This is a genomic window from Hymenobacter sp. M1-2 (assembly GCF_057808495.1).
Genome location: NZ_JBTYZO010000012.1, coordinates 63,938 through 81,721, shown reverse-complemented (window position 1 = coordinate 81,721; position 17,784 = coordinate 63,938). Strand labels below are relative to the sequence as shown.

Annotated in this window: 15 protein-coding genes; 4 read left to right on the top strand and 11 right to left on the bottom strand. The window is 61.3% G+C overall.

All coding sequences use genetic code 11. The features are described from left to right. The first annotated feature begins 136 nt into the window (after nt 1-136). Together ACYSMN_RS13010 and ACYSMN_RS13005 are read left to right on the top strand one after the other, a co-directional pair. Nucleotides 137-1,033: an ABC transporter ATP-binding protein gene (locus ACYSMN_RS13010; RefSeq protein WP_488924322.1), complete on the top strand. Its 897-nt coding sequence runs from the start codon at nt 137-139 to the stop codon at nt 1,031-1,033. A 229-nt stretch (nt 1,034-1,262) separates the two neighbouring features. Continuing rightward, nucleotides 1,263-2,027, top strand: coding sequence for an ABC transporter permease (locus ACYSMN_RS13005; RefSeq protein ID WP_488924321.1), 765 nt, complete (start codon nt 1,263-1,265; stop codon nt 2,025-2,027). 232 nt (nt 2,028-2,259) lie between these two features. On the opposite strand, the gene ACYSMN_RS13000 is transcribed toward ACYSMN_RS13005, so the two are convergent. From ACYSMN_RS13000 to ACYSMN_RS12970, 7 genes are all read right to left on the bottom strand, one after another. Continuing rightward, nucleotides 2,260-3,048, bottom strand: coding sequence for a hypothetical protein (locus tag ACYSMN_RS13000; protein WP_488924320.1), 789 nt, complete (start codon nt 3,046-3,048; stop codon nt 2,260-2,262). A 106-nt stretch (nt 3,049-3,154) separates the two neighbouring features. After that, nucleotides 3,155-3,778, bottom strand: a complete 624-nt coding sequence (locus ACYSMN_RS12995; protein ID WP_488924319.1) for a helix-turn-helix domain-containing protein — start codon at nt 3,776-3,778, stop codon at nt 3,155-3,157. Nucleotides 3,779-4,257: 479 nt separating this feature from the next. Further along, entirely contained in the window at nt 4,258-5,511 is a 1,254-nt protein-coding gene (locus ACYSMN_RS12990) for a bifunctional 3,4-dihydroxy-2-butanone-4-phosphate synthase/GTP cyclohydrolase II (protein WP_488924318.1), read from the bottom strand. A gap of 326 nt (nt 5,512-5,837) precedes the next feature. Further along, the gene (gene proC, locus ACYSMN_RS12985) at nt 5,838-6,641 is read right to left on the bottom strand and encodes a pyrroline-5-carboxylate reductase (RefSeq protein ID WP_488924431.1); all 804 of its coding nucleotides are present in this window, start codon (nt 6,639-6,641) and stop codon (nt 5,838-5,840) included. Between the two features lie 451 nt (nt 6,642-7,092). Continuing rightward, nucleotides 7,093-8,265 (bottom strand): glycosyltransferase, encoded by a 1,173-nt coding sequence (locus ACYSMN_RS12980; RefSeq protein WP_488924317.1) that lies wholly within the window; start codon nt 8,263-8,265, stop codon nt 7,093-7,095. 11 nt (nt 8,266-8,276) lie between these two features. Then, nucleotides 8,277-9,500 (bottom strand): glycosyltransferase family 4 protein, encoded by a 1,224-nt coding sequence (locus tag ACYSMN_RS12975; protein WP_488924316.1) that lies wholly within the window; start codon nt 9,498-9,500, stop codon nt 8,277-8,279. A gap of 340 nt (nt 9,501-9,840) precedes the next feature. After that, nucleotides 9,841-10,860, bottom strand: coding sequence for a potassium channel family protein (locus ACYSMN_RS12970; RefSeq protein WP_488924315.1), 1,020 nt, complete (start codon nt 10,858-10,860; stop codon nt 9,841-9,843). Between the two features lie 229 nt (nt 10,861-11,089). Between ACYSMN_RS12970 and ACYSMN_RS12965 the strand changes: the two genes are divergently transcribed. Then, the gene (locus ACYSMN_RS12965; RefSeq protein WP_488924314.1) at nt 11,090-12,436 is read left to right on the top strand and encodes a hypothetical protein; all 1,347 of its coding nucleotides are present in this window, start codon (nt 11,090-11,092) and stop codon (nt 12,434-12,436) included. Then, nucleotides 12,433-13,440, top strand: coding sequence for an SPFH domain-containing protein (locus tag ACYSMN_RS12960; RefSeq protein WP_488924313.1), 1,008 nt, complete (start codon nt 12,433-12,435; stop codon nt 13,438-13,440). Before ACYSMN_RS12965 ends, ACYSMN_RS12960 begins: the two co-directional genes overlap by 4 nt. 299 nt (nt 13,441-13,739) lie before the next feature. Here ACYSMN_RS12960 and ACYSMN_RS12955 read toward each other — a convergent pair whose 3' ends face one another. The 4 genes from ACYSMN_RS12955 to ACYSMN_RS12940 form a co-directional block, all read right to left on the bottom strand. Continuing rightward, entirely contained in the window at nt 13,740-14,168 is a 429-nt protein-coding gene (locus ACYSMN_RS12955) for a hypothetical protein (protein ID WP_488924312.1), read from the bottom strand. 365 nt (nt 14,169-14,533) lie between these two features. After that, on the bottom strand, nt 14,534-16,597 hold the full coding sequence (dnaG, locus tag ACYSMN_RS12950) for a DNA primase (RefSeq protein WP_488924311.1): 2,064 nt from the start codon (nt 16,595-16,597) through the stop codon (nt 14,534-14,536). Nucleotides 16,598-16,642: 45 nt separating this feature from the next. Continuing rightward, entirely contained in the window at nt 16,643-16,876 is a 234-nt protein-coding gene (locus ACYSMN_RS12945; protein ID WP_488924310.1) for a hypothetical protein, read from the bottom strand. A gap of 23 nt (nt 16,877-16,899) precedes the next feature. Further along, nucleotides 16,900-17,526 (bottom strand): hypothetical protein, encoded by a 627-nt coding sequence (locus ACYSMN_RS12940; RefSeq protein ID WP_488924309.1) that lies wholly within the window; start codon nt 17,524-17,526, stop codon nt 16,900-16,902. Nucleotides 17,527-17,784 lie beyond the last annotated feature (258 nt).

Below are 17,784 nucleotides of genomic sequence, written 5' to 3'. Positions count from 1 at the left end.
AGGCTACAGAGCGGTACGGTATACACCGACTGCTGAAACGCTATAAACAGAATGTGTGCTGGCATTAGCACGCGAGATGCGTCAACTGCGCCTCTGCGGGACGATATAACCCACTGCTTTTTCCTAGCTTTCCGGCATGGCTATACTCGAACTCGACAATCTTTCTAAAAGCTACGGCAGTACTAAGGCTCTAAAGAGCCTGACGCTGCGGGTGGAGCCGGGCAGCGTGTACGGCCTGCTGGGGCCGAATGGCAGCGGCAAAACCACCACGCTCGGCATCGCGCTAGGTGTGCTGCGGGCCTCGGGCGGCACGGTCCGCTGGTTTGGGCAGGAGCCTACGGCGGCCAGCCGGCAGCGCGTCGGAGCTTTGCTCGAAACCCCGAACTTCTTCCCCTACCTCTCGGCCCGCCAAAACCTGCTGCTGGCCGCCGACGTGAAGCAGGCCGATGCCCGGAGCGTGGACCGGGCGCTGGATACTGTGGGCCTGGGCACCCGCCAGCACGACGCCTTTCGCGGTTTTTCCTTGGGCATGAAGCAGCGGCTGGCCTTGGCCTCCACCCTACTCGGCAACCCCGAAGTGCTGGTGCTCGACGAACCTACCAATGGCCTCGACCCGCAAGGCATTGCCGAAGTGCGCGGCCTGGTGCAGCGTTTGGCCGCCGAGGGCAAAACCATCATCCTGGCCAGCCACCTACTCGACGAGATTGAGAAAGTGTGCACCCACGTGGCCGTATTGCAGCGCGGCGAGCTGCGCGCCGCCGGCCCCGTTGGCAACATCCTCGCCACCGCCGACCGGGTACTACTGCGCCCTGCGCCCAACACGCCAGCCGCCGCCATCCAGCAAGCCCTGGCCGCCCTCCCCTGGGTGACGGACGTCCGCCCCGAAACCGGCGACATCCTCAGCGCCTCCCTGGCCCCCTCCCACGGCCCCGCCGACGTAAACCGCGCCCTTTTCGAGCAAGGCCTGGTCCTGGCCGGCCTCGAACTCCGCCACCGCAGCCTCGAAGCCCAGTTCCTGGAGTTAACTAAATGATGTGCTGATTATTTGATGTGCTGATGTGCTGATGTGCTGATTTTTTGATGTGCTGATGTGCTGAGTGGTGGTATTGCCCTAAGCTGTTTGGGACGAATCACCCCTTCAGCACCTCAAACATTAGCATATCACCCCCTCACCAATTCAAAAAATCAATACAACAGCACATCAACTCATTAGCACACCAACCCATCAGCACATTAGCACATCAAAAAATCAGCACATCAAAATGCTTCTTCGCGCCGAGCTTCGTAAGATCCTGCCTTATCGTACCGTCTGGATTATTCTGCTGCTGTATGCGGTGCTGCTCTGGCTGTTTGTAGCGGCGGGCGGGAGCGTGACCCTGAACGGGCAGCAGCTGGGGCAGTCGTTGTATGTGTTTCCGCAGCTGTGGGAGAAGCTGACCTACGTGGCGAGCTACTTTACCATGCTGCTCGGCATCCTGCTCATCATCCTGATAACCGACGAATTCCAGTTCCGCACGTTTCGGCAGCAGGTGATAGATGGTGGCTCCGTGGCGGGGCTGGTGCAGAACAAGCTGATGGTGTCGGGGCTGCTGGCCGGGTTTGGCATGCTGGTGGTGCTGGTGGCGGGCTTCTACTTCGGCCTCACCCGCGCCGCCGATACCGTGGGGCAGGCGCCGGCGGGTTTGCCGGCCGTGCTGTTCTACGGCGTGCAGGTGCTGGGGCTGCTGGCCCTGGCGGCGCTGGTGGCCGTACTGGTGCGCCGGAGTGGCCCCGCCATTCTGCTGTTTCTGCTCTACCTCTGGGTGGTAGAGCCTCTGGCCCGCCTCTCGCTCCCCGACACGCTGGACCGGTACTTACCCGCTAAAATCTTCAACAGCCTCACGCCTATGCCCGGCCAGCAGCTCCTCGACACGGTAGCCGGCCCCTCCCTGGCGCTACTGCCCACCCAGGCCCTTCCCCTCGCCCTGGCCTACACCGCATTGTTTTGGGGCCTGAGCTACCTGGTCCTGCGCAGCCGGGACCTGTAGTTTCAATGAGCAATGAACAATGAACAGCGAGGTATAGCCGCGGCGCGGCGACATATCGGTAGTCTGGCTGGACACTAGAAGCGTTAAGCCCCGTAGGGGCGGCACCAATCGTTGGGTGTCGCCCCTACGGGGCTTTCAAAATAAACGCAAGAGCGGTTTTACTACCGATATGTCGCCGCGCTGCGGCTTGCACGGCTGGCCTTACAACCTCATTCACTCATCCACCATTCACTCATTCCTTCACCAGCGAATTGGCGTAGTTCACGATGAAGGCTAGCTCGCGGGCTACGGTGAAATTGAGTCTGTTGTCTTTGGCGTACTGCTCTAGTTGCCGGGCCTGGCCTTGAAACACGGCCAACAGATCTTTCTTGGGGTTGCGTAGCGGGATGATGTTGCCGGTGGGCGTGGCGAGATAGAAATCATCCTTCACATCGGTGTAGGTGCCCATGTAGCGCCCGCCGCCGTAACCGTACCCATAGCCCCCGTAACCATACGGGCTGGTGTTCACGGTGCGCTCCACCAGCGATTCGCGGCGCAGCAGCATGCGCGGGCCGTTGCTGAGCTGCTCGAAAAAGGCTGGCGACTTGAAGTCGCTGTAGTCGTTGCCGCGGTTCCAACGGAAGGTGCGAAACACCCGCACCCGGTTCACATCTTCCAACTCCGGCCGCGAGCGGGGCATGGGCCGGTTGTAGATGGGGTTGCCGTAATAATAGCCGTTGCGGGCGTCGTAGAAATTGTCGTAGTAGCCGTTGTTGCGGCGGCTGTCCGTCTTCTCCCCTTTCACCGCGAAGCTGTTCACGGATACGGCCGAGAGCGTGGTGAGCGTGCCATCGGGCTGGGCCATGAGCAGCACGTCCTGGTCGCGGCGCAGCGTGAGGGGGCCGCGGAGGGTGTCGCCGTTGGTAAGCAGAATGGTGCTGCCCGCGAATTCCTGCACCATCGCGCGCTGGGCCCGCGTGGCTTTCGGCAGAGCCAGCAGCCCGGCCAGCAGGAAAAGGGAGAGGTAACGAGACGTGGTCATAACGGGAGCAAGGTAACCGAAAAGACGAATGTCGGATGAAGAGAACAACGGCCTAAACAGGCAGCAGGTTCACGCGGGGCGGCGTCGGTTGATCCTCCTGAGCTGCCTACTCCGGCAGGAGGCCCAGCCGCGTCAATCTTACTTTCGCCCATTCAGGTACCTGGGGCAGCAGTTCAACCAGGGCGGCGGCTTCGGTTTCGAGGGCTTCGGCACGCAGCCGCAGCAGGTGGTAGCGCGCCGCCACGGTCCCATTTAGGTCTTCGGCGGCGCGCTCTTGCCGCACCAGCAGCCAGCGCCGGGTGCGGGCCTCGTGTTCGGCATCGGCCAGGGGGCCCATAGCCGGCGCGGCGCTCAGCAGGGTCGGCAACACCCGCTGCCAGCGTTGCGCGTGCCGGATCGGGCCGGCCAGCTGACGCAATTCGCGGCGCAGCCGAGTCGCGTAGTGCAGGCACTCATCGAGGCGGGCTTCCAGGGGCGCTACGTCGGGGGCGGCCGTGAGCGGCTCGATGGCGGGGGCCAGATACTCCGGCTCGGGCGCAGCCGGCACGAGCAGAGCCAGCGGATTGAGACGCAGCAGTATCCGGCCGGTAATGGAGCGGCGCCCGGCTTCAACGTGCTTCACCAGCTCCGGACTCACCCCCAGATACAGGGCCAGTTCCAGCTGCTGCAAACCGAAATACCGGCGCACAAGCGCCATCAAACTATCAGAAGGCTTGGACCGACGCGGCATGGCAAAAAACGTTGTACCTTATTTTCTGGATGTCAAAGAATAAGGTACATCATCTGTACCTTATTTCTCAGATTTTAAAAAATAGGGTACAAATGGTGTACCTTATTTTTCAGGACGCCAGAAATAAGGTACGCCCCACTCCTCGCAGTTACTGAGTTGGTTGCCTTGAGCGTCCGGCTGCTTCCCTGGTAGCTAACCCAACAACGCCCGCGACCTGCTCAGGTCGCGGGCGTTGTTGGGTTGTGTTAGGCCTTACGCACAGCGACCTACGGGAGCCCCAGCGGGGCGGCATGTCGGTAGAAATACTAAGGCCAAAAAGAATCAAGCCCCGTAGGGGCGACACCACCCGTCCAACGATTGGTGTCGCCCCGATGGGGCTACAGGTTAGTGCAGCAACGGAGTACTACTGATATACCGCCCCGCTGGGGCTTCCTGTAGGCCGCCGTGCGTCAGGCCTATGTTGTGTTCAGTACGAGCGGCTACTCCGCCGACAGGGCTTCGGCGGCGGCTTGTGCCGGGTGCTGGCCGAGAGTTTTGCTCAGGATGGTGTGGCCCAGCTTGTCGCGCTTGGTGGTGAGGTAGCTCTCGTTGTGTTGGTTGGGCTCGATTTCGATGGGCACCGTGTCTATGATTTCGAGGCCGTAGCCGACGAGGCCGGTGCGCTTGCGGGGGTTGTTGGTGAGTAGCAGCATCTTGCTCACGCCTAGGTCGCGCAGGATTTGCGCGCCCACGCCGTAGTCGCGCTCATCCATGCCGAAGCCCAGTTCCAGGTTGGCTTCCACCGTGTCGCGGCCCTGCTCTTGTAGCTTGTAGGCTTTGAGCTTGTTGAGCAGGCCAATGCCGCGGCCTTCCTGGTTCATGTACACGATGACGCCGCGGCCTTCGCGCTCAATCTGCGCCATGGCGCGGTGCAGCTGGGGGCCGCAGTCGCAGCGGCAGGAACCGAAAATGTCGCCCGTGACGCAGCTGGAGTGCACGCGGGCCAATACGGGTTCGGAGCCGGAGATGTCGCCTTTCACCAGGGCCAGGTGCTGGGCACCGTTGGAGCGCTGGGTGTAGGCGTAGAGGTCGAAATCGCCCCATTCGGTGGGCATTTTCACCGAGATGTCGCGGCTGATGAGGCTTTCCTTTTCGAGGCGGTACTTGATGAGGTCCTGCACCGAAATCAGCTTCAGGCCCCACTTGGTGGCTATTTCGCGTAGCTCCGGCAGGCGGGCCATTTCGCCGTCTTCCTTTAGAATCTCCACCAGCACCCCGGCCGGCTCAAACCCCGCCAGGCGGGCCAGGTCGATGGCCGCTTCGGTGTGGCCGGCGCGGCGCAACACGCCTTCTTTGCGGGCTTTGAGCGGGAAAATGTGGCCCGGCTTGCCCAGCTCCTCCGGCTTGGTATCGGGGTCGATGAGGGCGAGGGTGGTCTTGCTACGGTCGGAAGCCGAAATACCGGTCGTGACGCCGTTTTTGAGCAGGTCGATGCTCACGGTGAAGGGCGTGGCGTGCAAGGCCGTATTGCGGCCCACCATCAGCTCCAGGCCCAGCGCCTCGCAGCGGTCTTCGATGAGTGGGGCGCAGACGAGGCCCCGGCCATGGGTGGCCATAAAGTTGATGACTTCGGGCGTGGCACAACGGGCGGCGCAGATAAAGTCTCCTTCGTTTTCACGGTCTTCGTCGTCCACTACCACCACCACCTTTCCGGCGCGGATATCGGCAATGGCCTCTTCAATGGAATCAAGCATGGATCACGGATTAGCGCGGATTTAAACGGATTTCACGGATTTTGTAGAGCCGTGGGGGGCTGCCGTGAATTGCTGCTACAACCAGTAACAGGCCGCGAAGTTACGAAGGAGTGCTGTGGCTGACTATCCCTGCTACTCTCGCGATGAATAAGACTGTCATTGCGAGGAGGCACGACGACGCAATCCTTCCTCTTTCTGCTGAGGATGTCACTTGTAAGACTAGCCCTTGATGGTAAATTACCACACGGATGTCAAGGGCTTGGTGCTTCAGTGGGTTTGTCTCATAGAGAGGAAGGATTGCTTCGCGCTGCTCGCAATGACAGTTGTTACTCCCTCGCTAGTTCGGTGGCGCGTTGCTGGGCGGCTTTGATGCCGGCTTGCAGGGTTTCGGCGAGGCCGCCGGCGCGGAACTCGCGGAGAGCGGCTTCGGTGGTACCGCCTTTGGAGGCCACAGCGGCAATGAGCTCGTCGGGGGTTTTGGCGGAGGTGTTGAGCAGGTGATAGGCGCCGAGCATGGTTTGCTTCACCAGCAGCCCGGCCACCGACTCGGAGAAACCCAGCTCGCGGCCGGCCTGCATCATGGCCTGCACGATGTAGTAGAAGTACGCCGGGCCGCTGCCGCTCACGGCCGTTACGGCGTCGAGCAGGCTTTCATCTTCCAGGAAAATAGAGCGGCCCGTGGCGTTCAGCAGGTTCTCAACCTGGTGCAACCGGCTGCGTTCCACCTCCGGCGCCGCCGAAAACCCCGTGATGCCCATGCCCAGCAGGGCCGGCGTGTTGGGCATGGCTCGTAGCACCTGCTGGTGCGCCAGCTCCCGTTGCAACCGCGCAATCGGAATGCCGGCCATGATGGATACCACCACCTGCGTCGGTTGCAGCACAGCCCGCAGACCTTCGGCTATCTTCCCAAAATCCTGAGGCTTCACGGCCACCAGGACCACATCGTAAGTCCCGACCTGGGCAGAAAGCTCGCCCGTGGGCAGGCCGGGGTGCGCGGCGGTCAGGCGCTGGCAATGTTCGTCGTGACGGCCGAGCAGCAGCAGGTCGGTGGGCTCCACGAGGTTGTAGTGCAGGAAGGACTTGGCGAAGGCCATGCCCATGTTGCCGCAGCCGAGAATGGCAATACGCAGTGAGTTCATCAATTAAAAATTGAGAATTAGGAATTAAAAATTGGGCTTGGGGTGCTGGCCCAATTGTCATCTGCCGAGGATGAGCGGCTTTTTTGGGCCGCATTACAACGCAATGGAATAAGACAACCAGTGAGGTGGCAGCTTCAACTATTGTAGAAGAATTGAGCAGCACTAACCTCGCTCAAAGTAAGCCAAAATAAGAACCGCTCCGCTTCAGCCCCAGCGGGGCGAAATATCGGTAGCAGAATAGAACCCAAGCACAACCAAGCCCCAGCGGGGCGGCATATCGGTAGCAAATCCGTTGCTCTCTGTGATTAAAGCCCTGTAGGGGCGACACCAAGTCGTTGGGTTGGTTGTGTCGCCCCTACAGGGCTTGGTTGTTCTGGTATCGGGTTTTCTACCGATATGTCGCCCCGCTGGGGCTTGGTTGTGCTTGGCTGCTCGGGCTCACTCAAGCTAAATTGAACAACGCCTCCAGTTGATTGGTAGATGCTTCCCAGTCGTACTGCTGCTGCACGAAGGTCCGGCCCTGGGTACCCAGCTGCGCGGCGGCTTCCGTATTGGTAAGCAGGGTGCAGATGTGCGCGGCCAGCTCTGCCGCTGATTCCCCCACTAGCAAATCGTGGCCGGGGTGGCCGCGCAGGGCGTTGTTGGCGAGGGGGGTGGTCACGCAGGGGCGTTGCATGGCCATGGCTTCGAGCAGCTTGTTTTGCAGGCCGGTACCCACGCGCATGGGCGCCACGAACACGCGCGCCGCCGTGTAGGCATCCCGGATATCGGCCACCCAGCCGCTGATGGTTACGGCCTCGGAGGCTAGGGCCTGCACGCGCGGGGCCGGCGTGGTGCCCGCCACCAGCAGCCGGGCCGATGGGTAAGTCTGGCGCACGAGCGGCAGGATTTCCTCGGCCAGAAATATGGCCGCGTCCACGTTGGGGTGGTAGCTCATGTTGCCGCAAAACAGCAGCTCGTGCGTGGTTTCGGCGGGGCGGGGCTGAAAAAACTCGGTGTCAATGCCGTTGAGGACCACGTGAATATCCTGGCGGCGCGGGTGCTCGATGAGCTGCCGGTCTTGGTCGGAGATGATGGTGTGGTGGCGAAACCAGTCGAAGGCTTTTGCCTCGTAGGCACGCAATAAGTGGCCTTCGCGCAGCCACAGGGGCTGCTGCCAGCGGGGCGCGGTTTCGGCCCGGCGCAACATGCCCTTGGAGAAGACGTCCATGTAGTCGAGCGTCATGGGCAGTTGCTGGGCGTAGGCGCGCAGGTAGTGCGCCATCCGAATCAGCTGGCAGTAGACGTGCGCGGGCTGAAACTGCTGAATCAGCGCATCGAGGTGGCGCTGGGCGGCGGCATCGTAGAAGTAACCTACTTGGAAGGGCAAGCCCCCGGCCAGGGCGCGGACCATGTTGGCGGCAATGCCGGGGCGGCGCAGGCGGTGCACGTGCAGGCCCCCGGCGCAAAGCGGCGCTACGGCGGCGTAATCGGCAGGCAGTACTTCCTCATCCGACAAGGCAAACAAACAGATTTCGTGGTGCCGGGCCAGGTAGCGGAGCTGGTGGTAGGCCCGCAGTTTGTCGCCCTTATCGAGCGGATACGGGAACCGGGACAGCAGAACGAGGAGCTTCATGGACCGCAAACTTACGCTGTTTGGGTCCGGCGCTGGCGTACCACCTCGTACAAATCGAGGAAGCTTTCCACTACGCGGCGGTTGTCGTAGAGGCGCGCTATGGTGTGGGCGGCTTCTTGGCCGATGAGGTCGGCAGCCAGGGCGCCGCGGTGGTACTGGCCTAGTACTTCGAGCCAGGCCTCGGGTGTGTCGCGCAGCAGAATGTCGTGGCCGTTGGTGGCGTGAATGCCTTCGGCGCCGAGCGTGGTGCTGAGGATGCACTTGCCCAGGGCCATGCCTTCGATGATTTTGATGCGCATACCACCGCCACTCAGCAAGGGTACCAACATCACATCATACTGCTGCATAAAAGCCGCCGCCGACTCCACAAAGCCGTGCACCGTGACGCCCGGCAGCCGCAGCTCCTGAAAGCGGGCGGGCATCTGCTTGCCGGCCAAGTGCAGCTCCAGCGCCGGGTACTGCGCGTGCGCCTTGGGCCACACCTCGGTCAGAAACCAGTCGAGCCCTTCCTGGTTGGGCAGCCAGTCGAAGGACCCTATCATAAATAAGGTGCGCGGCTTAGGCCGGATACTAGCATCGACTTGAAACCGCTCCATGTTCACGCCAGCGGGTACAAACACCACTGGCTCCGGGCAGTCCAATTGGCGCAGGCGCTGCTGGTCGGGCTCGGTGATGGCCGCCACGGCATCGAAACGCGGCAGATAGTCGTGCTCGAACTGCCGCACCCGGCCCGCCAGATGGCGCAGATAAGAACGTTTGAGCGGGTTTCCCGCCCGGCGAGCCAGCATTTGCCAGATAGTGTATTCCACGTTGTGCGCCCGCAGTACTAACGGCACGCCAGGGGCCACGCGCCGCACCACATCCACGTACCAGGCCACGAACGTACCTTCCACCTGCACCACATCCACGGCATCGGTGCGCAGTATTTCACTGAGCTTCGCGGCAGCCTCCTCGCTCACGAACCGCTCCACGTTGTAGGGCAACTTACTGGCAACGAGGTTGCGCAGGGCTTTCACCGGCGAAAGGCGCGTGTCCACGTCCACCGTAATAAGGCGCAGGTTGGGGCCGAGGTGGGCCAGCGCGTCGGCGGGTTGGTGGTGCTTGGGCGTGTTGAGGGCCAGCAGCGTAACGCGGTGGCCGGCCCGGATGAGGCCCGCCGCCACGTCGTACATGGCAATAGCGCCGCCATCAGTAAGCGGAAAAGGGACGCGCGGGCAGAGTTGCAGAATGTGCACTTCAGAGATTCAGATAGAGCCAACAAAGCTACGAACGGAAGCCGTTCGTACTGGCGGCCGTCTTGAGCTGACAAAGTCAGCGAAGACTGCCAGCCACGGAGCCAATCCAGTCTTCAGACTGGCCCGAACCGCCACAGCCCCGAACCCTACGCTAGGTCCCGCCGGAAAACAGACCCCATTCTCTCCAAGCCGTTAGCGCAGCTTTTATGCGGCGTAATATCGCGTGGCTCTTCCACGGTTGCCAGTCTGAAGACTGGATTGGCTCCGTGGCTGGCAGTCTTCGCTGACTTTGTCAGCTCAAGACGGCCGCCAGTACGTCAAGGCTGCTGCCAGAGCTAGCCTACGCCTGGAACTGGCGCAGCAGGGCCTGAATTTGCTCCTCAGTGCCGAGAAACAGCACGACGTCGCCGGGCTGGGGGATGGTGTCGGCGCTGGGGCTGACCAGGAGCTCGCCGGTGCGTTGCTTGAGGCCGATGACCGTGGCGCCGGTGCGGCTGCGGATGTCCAACTCCCGGATGCTACGGCCGCGCCATTCGGGCCGCAGCTCGTCGGGGCGCAACTCTTCCAGGCGCAGCTTGCTTGGGCCGAGGCCGGAAAGCATGTCCAGAAACCGGATGACTTCGGGGCGGATGACGAGGTTGGCCATATGCGAGCCGCCGATTTCGTCGGGCATCACCACCGAATCAGCGCCGGCGCGCATGAGCTTGGCCTCGCTGGTTTTGAGGCTGGCGCGGGCAATGATTTTGATGTGCGGGTTCAACTCGCGGGCCGTGAGAGCCACGAACACGTTGTCGGCGTCTTTGGGCAGGGCCGTGATAATGGCGCGGGCCCGCGCGATACCCGCCGTGCGTAGCGTTTCGTCGTCGGTGGCATCACCGAAAACCGCCAGGATATTCCCACCCTGCGCTTCGGCGGCGCTTTTGAGCAGGGCTTCGCTCTGCTCCACAATCACGACCTGCACTCCGCTGCCGCGCAGCTCGTTGTAGGCTTTGCTGCCGTTGCGCCCAAAGCCGCACACGATGATATGGTCGGACACGTTGCGGATTTCCTGGTCGGTGCGAAGCATGTGGAAGATGTTGCGCAGCTCGCCATCGAAGATGTAGGTGGTCAGCACCGACACGAGGTAGGCAATGACGAGCAGGTTGAAGAAAATGTAAAACGAAACGAACAGCCGCCCCAGCGGCGACAACGGATGCAGCTCCCCAAACCCGACCGTCGAAACGGTAATCATGGTCATGTAGAAGGCATCGACCAAGCTGAAATCCTCGATCCACATGAAGCCCACTACCCCACTGCCGAAGCTGAACACCGTCAGGACAACGGCGAGGAAAAACCGGCTCAGGTTAAGACGCTGCCACATTTCTTGATGAGGAATGAAGAATTGAGAAGGAGGAATTTGGTGGTGACGGGGTGCGGTTGGGAGCTGTGGTGATGCTTTCGGCGCGCAAGGTAAGGCCAGATGTCACACCAGAGCTCAACTTTTCGTACAGCGTAGCAAAGCCAGTATTCTTCGGAGGGCGCGCGGCGACTAACCGAAAAAATGTAGCTTGGTAGGGCTTGTTAGCCCGCAATCCGCAGTTAATCAACCCATGGCCAAGGAGATCAAAGTAATCAAGTGTCCGCAGTGCGGCAGTCCGCAGAAAACGGAAACCAAGCCGGAGCACTACCGCTGCGACAATTGCCAGACGGAGTATTTTCTGGATAATGACCACCTGACCATTCAACACCACTACACCTACCAGGCGCCCCCCGCGCCGCCGGCCCCACCTCGCCCCTCCTTCGCCCTGGCGGGAGCCATAGTGGCCGCGGTGTTTATCGTGCTGGTGGGCGTGGCGGCGAGCGGCTGGCTGGGTACGCCCGTTCGGCCGCAAAACACCGATGCCCGGGCGCTACTGGCCAAGGATACAGGCTACAGTACAAGTTCGAAAGTGGTGGTGCCCTTTACTGATGACGCCGGGCGGCCTATGCTGCTCCTGGTAGCCAACCGCTACTACCGTAGCGACGACCAACAGGACGGCGTATACGCCACTTTTTACGACCCCGAAAAAAAGGCGGAAGTCAAGGCGCAGAAGCTGACAGTACCTGGGCGGGAAACCCGCTTCCCCAAAATCGAAGCGCGCACCTTTTCCAACGGGGCACTCTACATCACAGTCGCGAAGACCAATCTGTACCAAGTGGATAAAGCCTCGCTGAGTGTTACCGACGTTGGGCAGCAGCTTTTTCAGGGGCAGTCGGCGTTGCAGGCGGGCGTGGCTACTCTGGAGTTTGTGTCGAGTACGGGCGGGGACGGCCTTTCGCTGTTCACAAACGATGGCCAGAACGTGTTTTTCTACCCGCTCGTGAATAAGGTGTACTCGGCCGAAGAAATTTATCGGGTCGACAGTGGCTTCGAGACCCTGCTGCCGGGCGCGACCGACAAAACCTACTTCGCGTTTACGGACCCGAGCCACGGCTGCCCGGGAGAGAAAATCCAGCTGCTGGAAATCAAGTACAAAGACAACGGCGGGGGCCCCAAAGACGTGTCGGAGACCGTCCATTGCAACAAAAAGTACGTGCGCCTGGACCCCGCCACCGGCCAAAACATCTACGAAACCGTGCTCCTCGACGACGCGGCGAAGGCCAGCGGCCGCATCACTGCCTTCCACGACTTCACCCCCGGCCGGCTCTATTTCAAGCCCAAAGTGCTGCACTCCGATGCCGAGCGCCTGCTCATTACATTCCGCGCCAACGCCAGCCCGCAAGCTCCTGTAAGCCTGCAATGCCTCGACCCCGCCACGGGCCGTATTCTGTGGACCACCCCGCTGGGCACGCAAGACGAGCTGGAACGCGTAAGCCCTTGCAAACCCGGCTTCTTGGCCGCTACCTACAACGGAGCGCTGATAGTTTCAGCGGCCGGAAAAGTCATCAGTCAATTCCAAATCGACCAGAAGTTATGAGCCTAAAGAACTTTCTGAGCACGCAACTCTCGACGGTGATTGAGTGGACCAATCAGCAGCCCCACCTGTTGTTTTACCGCTTTCCGGCCGCTACCGCCGAAATCAAGAATGCCAGCAAGCTGCTGGTGGCGCCGGGCCAGGGCTGCCTGCTCGTCTACGAAGGCAAGGTGACCGAGGTCTTCAACGAGGAGGGCGCATTCAACCTCAAAACCGACAACCACCCCTTCATCACGACCTTGCTCAAGCTGCGCCAAGCGTTTGAGAGCGAGCATAAGCTGCGGATTTACTTCTACCGCAAAGCCGAACTCGTGAATCAGCCCTGGGGCACGGCTTCGCCGGTGAAGTACCCGGACCCGGTTTACCAATTTCCGGTGGAGCTGGGCGTGTACGGCAACTACGCCTGCAAAATCACGGAGCCGCAACGCTTCTTCACGGAAGTGGTAGGCTCCCGCGATGCCTATTCCGCCGCCGAACTCCGGGCCTTGCTGCAAGGCCGGATTGGGCAGGGTCTTACGACTACCATTGCCGCGGCGGCCCTCTCCTACCAAGCCATTGATGCCCAGCTAAACCGGCTCTCGGATGAGCTGCGGGCGCAGTTGAACGCCGAGTTTGCGGCGCTGGGCTTCGAGCTGACGGATTTCAAGATTGCGGGCACGAGCTTCGACAAAGACACGCAGGCACGCATCAAGCGCATCTCCGACATGACGGCCGACAACCTGGCTGCCGCGCAAGGCGGCCTCAGCTACGCCGATTCGGAACGACTAAAAGCCCTGCGCGATGCCGCCCGCAACGAAAGCGGTCTGGCCGCGGCGGGCGTACAGCTGGGAGCCGGCCTGGAACTCAGCAAAGCCTGGGCCGCCAAGCCCGAAGAAGCTCCCCCAGCCCCCACCGAAGCCCCCGACCCGGTAGCGCAGCTGCAAAAGCTAAAGCGCCTGCTCGACGAAGGCATCATCACCCCCGAAGAATTCGACGCGAAGAAGAAAGAATGGCTTAGCAAGCTATAAACCCGCCGCTTTTCAAGCCCCGCTGCTGCGTAAACAGAGTGGAAAGGCAAGCCCCTGCGGGAAGGCATATCGGGAGTTGGGCCCTAAATCAAGCCCCAGCGGGGCGACATATCGGTAGAAAAAAACAGCTATACTATTAGATAAAGCCCCGTCGGGGCGACACAAATCGTTCAACGATTAGGTGTCGCCCCGATGGGGCTTGATTCCTTTTGGGCCTTGGTGTTTCTACCGATATGTCGCCCCGCCGGGGCTTTATTTAGGGCACAACTCCCGATATATGCCCCTCCGAGGGGGCTCGATTACCGTGTCTCGAAGGTGGGCTTGCGGGCGTTGGTTTTGCGGTAGGTGCCGGCGGCCGTTACGTTCATACCGAAGCCGCAACTCTCGCCTCTTTCGCGCACCACCATTCGGCCGGGCCGCACGAAAAGCAGCGTAATGCGGCAGCTGCTAGCCAAGCCTTCCGGCTGAAAAACGGCGCTATCGGCCTTGATACGGGCAATTCCTTCGGCCTCGCCCGTGTTAGCCATGAAGGTACCGTCATTCATTTTGTAGGCGTAGATTCCTTCAAAGGCCACTCGCAGCTTGCCGCCGCCCAGAGCTAGCACCCGAAACGTGCTGCCCGCCGCGTTGGTAAACGTCCCGTTCACTTCAGCCGCTCCCACCGCCGCCCGATGCTGCGCCGCCACTGGCCGCGAAACGTCTACAAGACCAGCAACCAGGAGACTCATTAAAACCGCAACGCGCAAGAAACCCATACAGCCGTGATTTGGTGAAGCCTTAATTCAAATAGAACTTACGCATAGCGGCCTACGGAAGCCCCGGCGGGGCGGCATATCGGTAGGAAACCCGATTATGGAGCTTTGTAAAGCCCCCTCGGGGCGACACCACTCGTTGAACGGGTAGTGTCGCCCCGAGGAGGCTATGGGGTAGTGAAGCAACAGAGTACTACCAATATACCGCCCCGCCGGGGCTTCTCCTGTAGGCTGCTGTGCCTAAGGCCTATCAAAGTAGTATAGCCCCTAAGCCTCAACCCAGCTCCCTGCTGACCCATCCCACAAAATTCTTCCTTCCTCATTCTTAATTCTTCATTGAATCAAGACGCCGTGCCGCGCGGGATGACGGTGCCGAGCATGTTGGCCAGCTGGTTGTCCATCTGCTTGAGCAGGCGGATGGTTTGCAGGTGCTCCATCATGGTGTCGTCGTCGAGGGGGTGGCGCAGGGCTTCGAGGCGGGTGGCCAGCTCGCGCTCCACATTCACTTTGTTGAGGCGCAGAATGGCGTTGTCGCAGGCGGTTTGGAGCAGGTCCAGCTCGCGGGGCACGTAGATCTGGTGGGTGGTCCAGTTGGGGCTCAGCTCGTACTTTTCGGTGGCCAGCTCGGCCACCACGTTCCGAATATCGGAGCGGCCGTGCTGGATGAGGGTGCGCACCTCCGGCCAGCGGCCCTGCTCCAATTCCTCGCGGCACAGGTGCAGCATGTCGGCGTAGAGCGGGGTGCGAAACGGCGTATCGAGCTGTTGCAGCAGGTATTGCGCCACGGCCACGTCCGGCGCCAGCGGCTGCGCCGAGTACAGCAGCAGCAGGCGCACCACCTCCCGCTCGCACTGTTCCAGCACGTCGGGCACGGGCTCCAAGTCTTCGCGCTGGTCGGCCGTGAGTGCGTCGGTACCACCACTGAGGTCATCGGGCGTGGCGCCGTACATCAACGCCTCGGCTTCTTCCTCGGGGGTGAGTTGGGTTTTGGGTTTTGGGTTTTGGTTTTTGGCTTCTGGTTGGTAGCTGTTGGTTGCGCTGCCGCTGTTGCTACTTGCGCCGGGGGTTTTGGGGGTGGCTTGGCGCGCAATCTTGTTGTACTCCGTGATGAGCACCTGCTCGTCGATGCCGAACGTTTGCGAGGTCTGCTGCAAAAACACCTGCCGCTTGATAGGGTCGGGCACTTTGGCAATGCTTTGCAGCACTTCCCGGATGGCCTCGGCCTTCTTCACCGGGTCCTGGGCAGCCTCGCGGCTTACGAGGTCGGTTTTGAACTGGATGAAGTCCTGGCTGGCCTGCTCCAAATGCTCCTTGAAGCGCTGGTCGCCGACTTTGCGGATGTAGGAGTCGGGGTCGTCGCCGTCCGGAAACAGCACCACGCGCACGTTCAGGCCACCTTCGAGCAGCATGTCGATGCCGCGCAGCGAGGCCCGGATGCCGGCCGCGTCGCCGTCGTAGAGCACCGTTACGTTGTCGGTGTAGCGCTTGATGAGGCGAATCTGGCCTTCCGTGAGCGAGGTTCCCGACGAGGCCACCACGTTCTTGATGCCGCCCTGGTGCAGACTCAGCACGTCGAGGTAGCCTTCCACCAGATAGCACAGCTCCTCCGTCCGAATGGCCTGCCGGCCCTGGTAGAGGCCGTAAAGCACGTCGGACTTATGATAAATCTCCGACTCCGGCGAGTTGAGGTACTTGGCCGTTTTGTCGTTGGGCTTGAGCGTGCGCGCCCCAAACCCAATTACCCGCCCCGACACGTTATGAATCGGGAACATAACCCGGCCCCGAAACCGGTCGTAGCGGCGGCCGGTGTCCTGGCCGTTGTCGTCTTCTTTGGTGATGACGAGGCCGGTCTTTTCGAGGTATTTGCGCTGGTAGCCGGCTTTTTCGGCCGTTTTGAGCAGGTCGTCCCACTGGTCGAGGGAGTAGCCTAGCTCGAAGGTTTTGATGGTGGTTTGGTTGAGGCCGCGCTGGCGCAGGTAGCTCAACCCGATGCTCTGCCCTTCGTCGGTGTTGAGCAGCAGGTGGTGGTAGTGGTCCTTGGCCCAGTTCGAAACGATGAACTGCGAGTCCTTTTCGTTCTGGGCCAGCTGCTGCTCCGGGGTCTTTTCTTCCTCCTCAACGTCGATGCCGTACTTCTTGGCCAGGTACTTCAGGGCCTCCACGTAGGAGGTGCCCTCAATGTCCATGATGAACTGCACCACCCCGCCGGCCTTGCCGCAGCCAAAGCACTTGTAGAGCCCCTTGGCCGGCGCCACCGAGAAGCTCGGCGACTTCTCGTGGTGGAACGGGCAGCAGGCCCACATATTCTGGCCCTTCCGCTTCAAACTCACGAAGTCGCCCACCACCTCCACGATATCGGCGTGGTGAATGATTTGATCTACCGTCTCCTTGGGAATTCGTGCCATACTATGGGCAAAGGTAGGCAGGATGCAGCGCGAAGCAGCGCTAGCCTACAACGAGCCAGCGGCTACGAAAGGTGCGGCGCCCAGGGCTAGGTAGGGCTCCGGCAAGCGCCCTGCTCTTAAAGCGGTTTTCCGGTTGCTGTAGGCGGCCGTCTTTCCGGTCAGCTGGCGAAAAGCCAGCAGACCGGTTGCCGTCTGCTGCCGGTGGGTAGCCGAACCGTTCCGGCGCGGGTCGTGCTGACGGCGACCGGTCAGCTGGCGAAAAAGCCAGCAGACCGGCATGTACACTGACTTGAGAACCGCTCTCAAGCCTGCTCCTCGGGCGTGGGCTCCGCGTCGGAGGCCAGCAGTTGGCCCAGCACCTCGGCCTCTTCTATCAGCAGGCGGTGGCGCAGGGCCAGGTGGGCGCGGGCCAGCGGGCTGGGGCGCGGCGGCTGGGCGGCGGTGTCTTCTTCGAGGCGGCTCAGCCAGGCGGCTTCTTCGGCGGGGTCGATGGGCGGAGTGCCGGGCAGGGGCGGAGTGGCCAGCGCCAGGCGCAACGCCGCTAGCCCTTGGCGGCGGCGCAGCACCGCCGCATCCTGCAAACCCAGCGTTTCGAGCTGAAAACTTAGCTGCCAGGCCAGATGCTCGCAACGACGCTTCCGCCGGCGCAGCATTGCCCGCTCCTTATCGTCCCGCCAAGCGGCGCGGGCCGGTGGCGGGGGCAGCGTCTCGGGGGCGGGCAGCGCCGGGCCTATTGGGGGCAGCACATCAGCCAGCCGCCACAGCCGGTACTCGGTTGCACGCGAGAACTGCCGCCGCCCGGCCTCTACGGCCTGCACTTGTTTCAAGCTAACATGCAGCCAGCGGGCCAGTTCGGCCTGCGTCAACGCGAAATGCTCCCGTACTGCCGCAGCGGTAGTAACTGAGAAGGAAGTGGGTGTGCGTATCATGAGCTAGCTCTTGTAGTACAATCGAATATTTTTTTGTGAAGGTACTACTGTGCATGTATGGTGCTCATGTGGCCGGTTGCGGTACCGACCATCATAAATAAGCTCGCGTGGTGGACTAGAGTTAAAAAGCTAGTTCCCCTCCTTTTTTTAAGGAGGGGCTAGGGGTGGTTGATTTGCGTCAGAACGATTACTAGTTCTAGTATCGTCCTCGTGTCATCAACCACCCCTAACCCCTCCTTATCTGAGGAGGGAAACTAG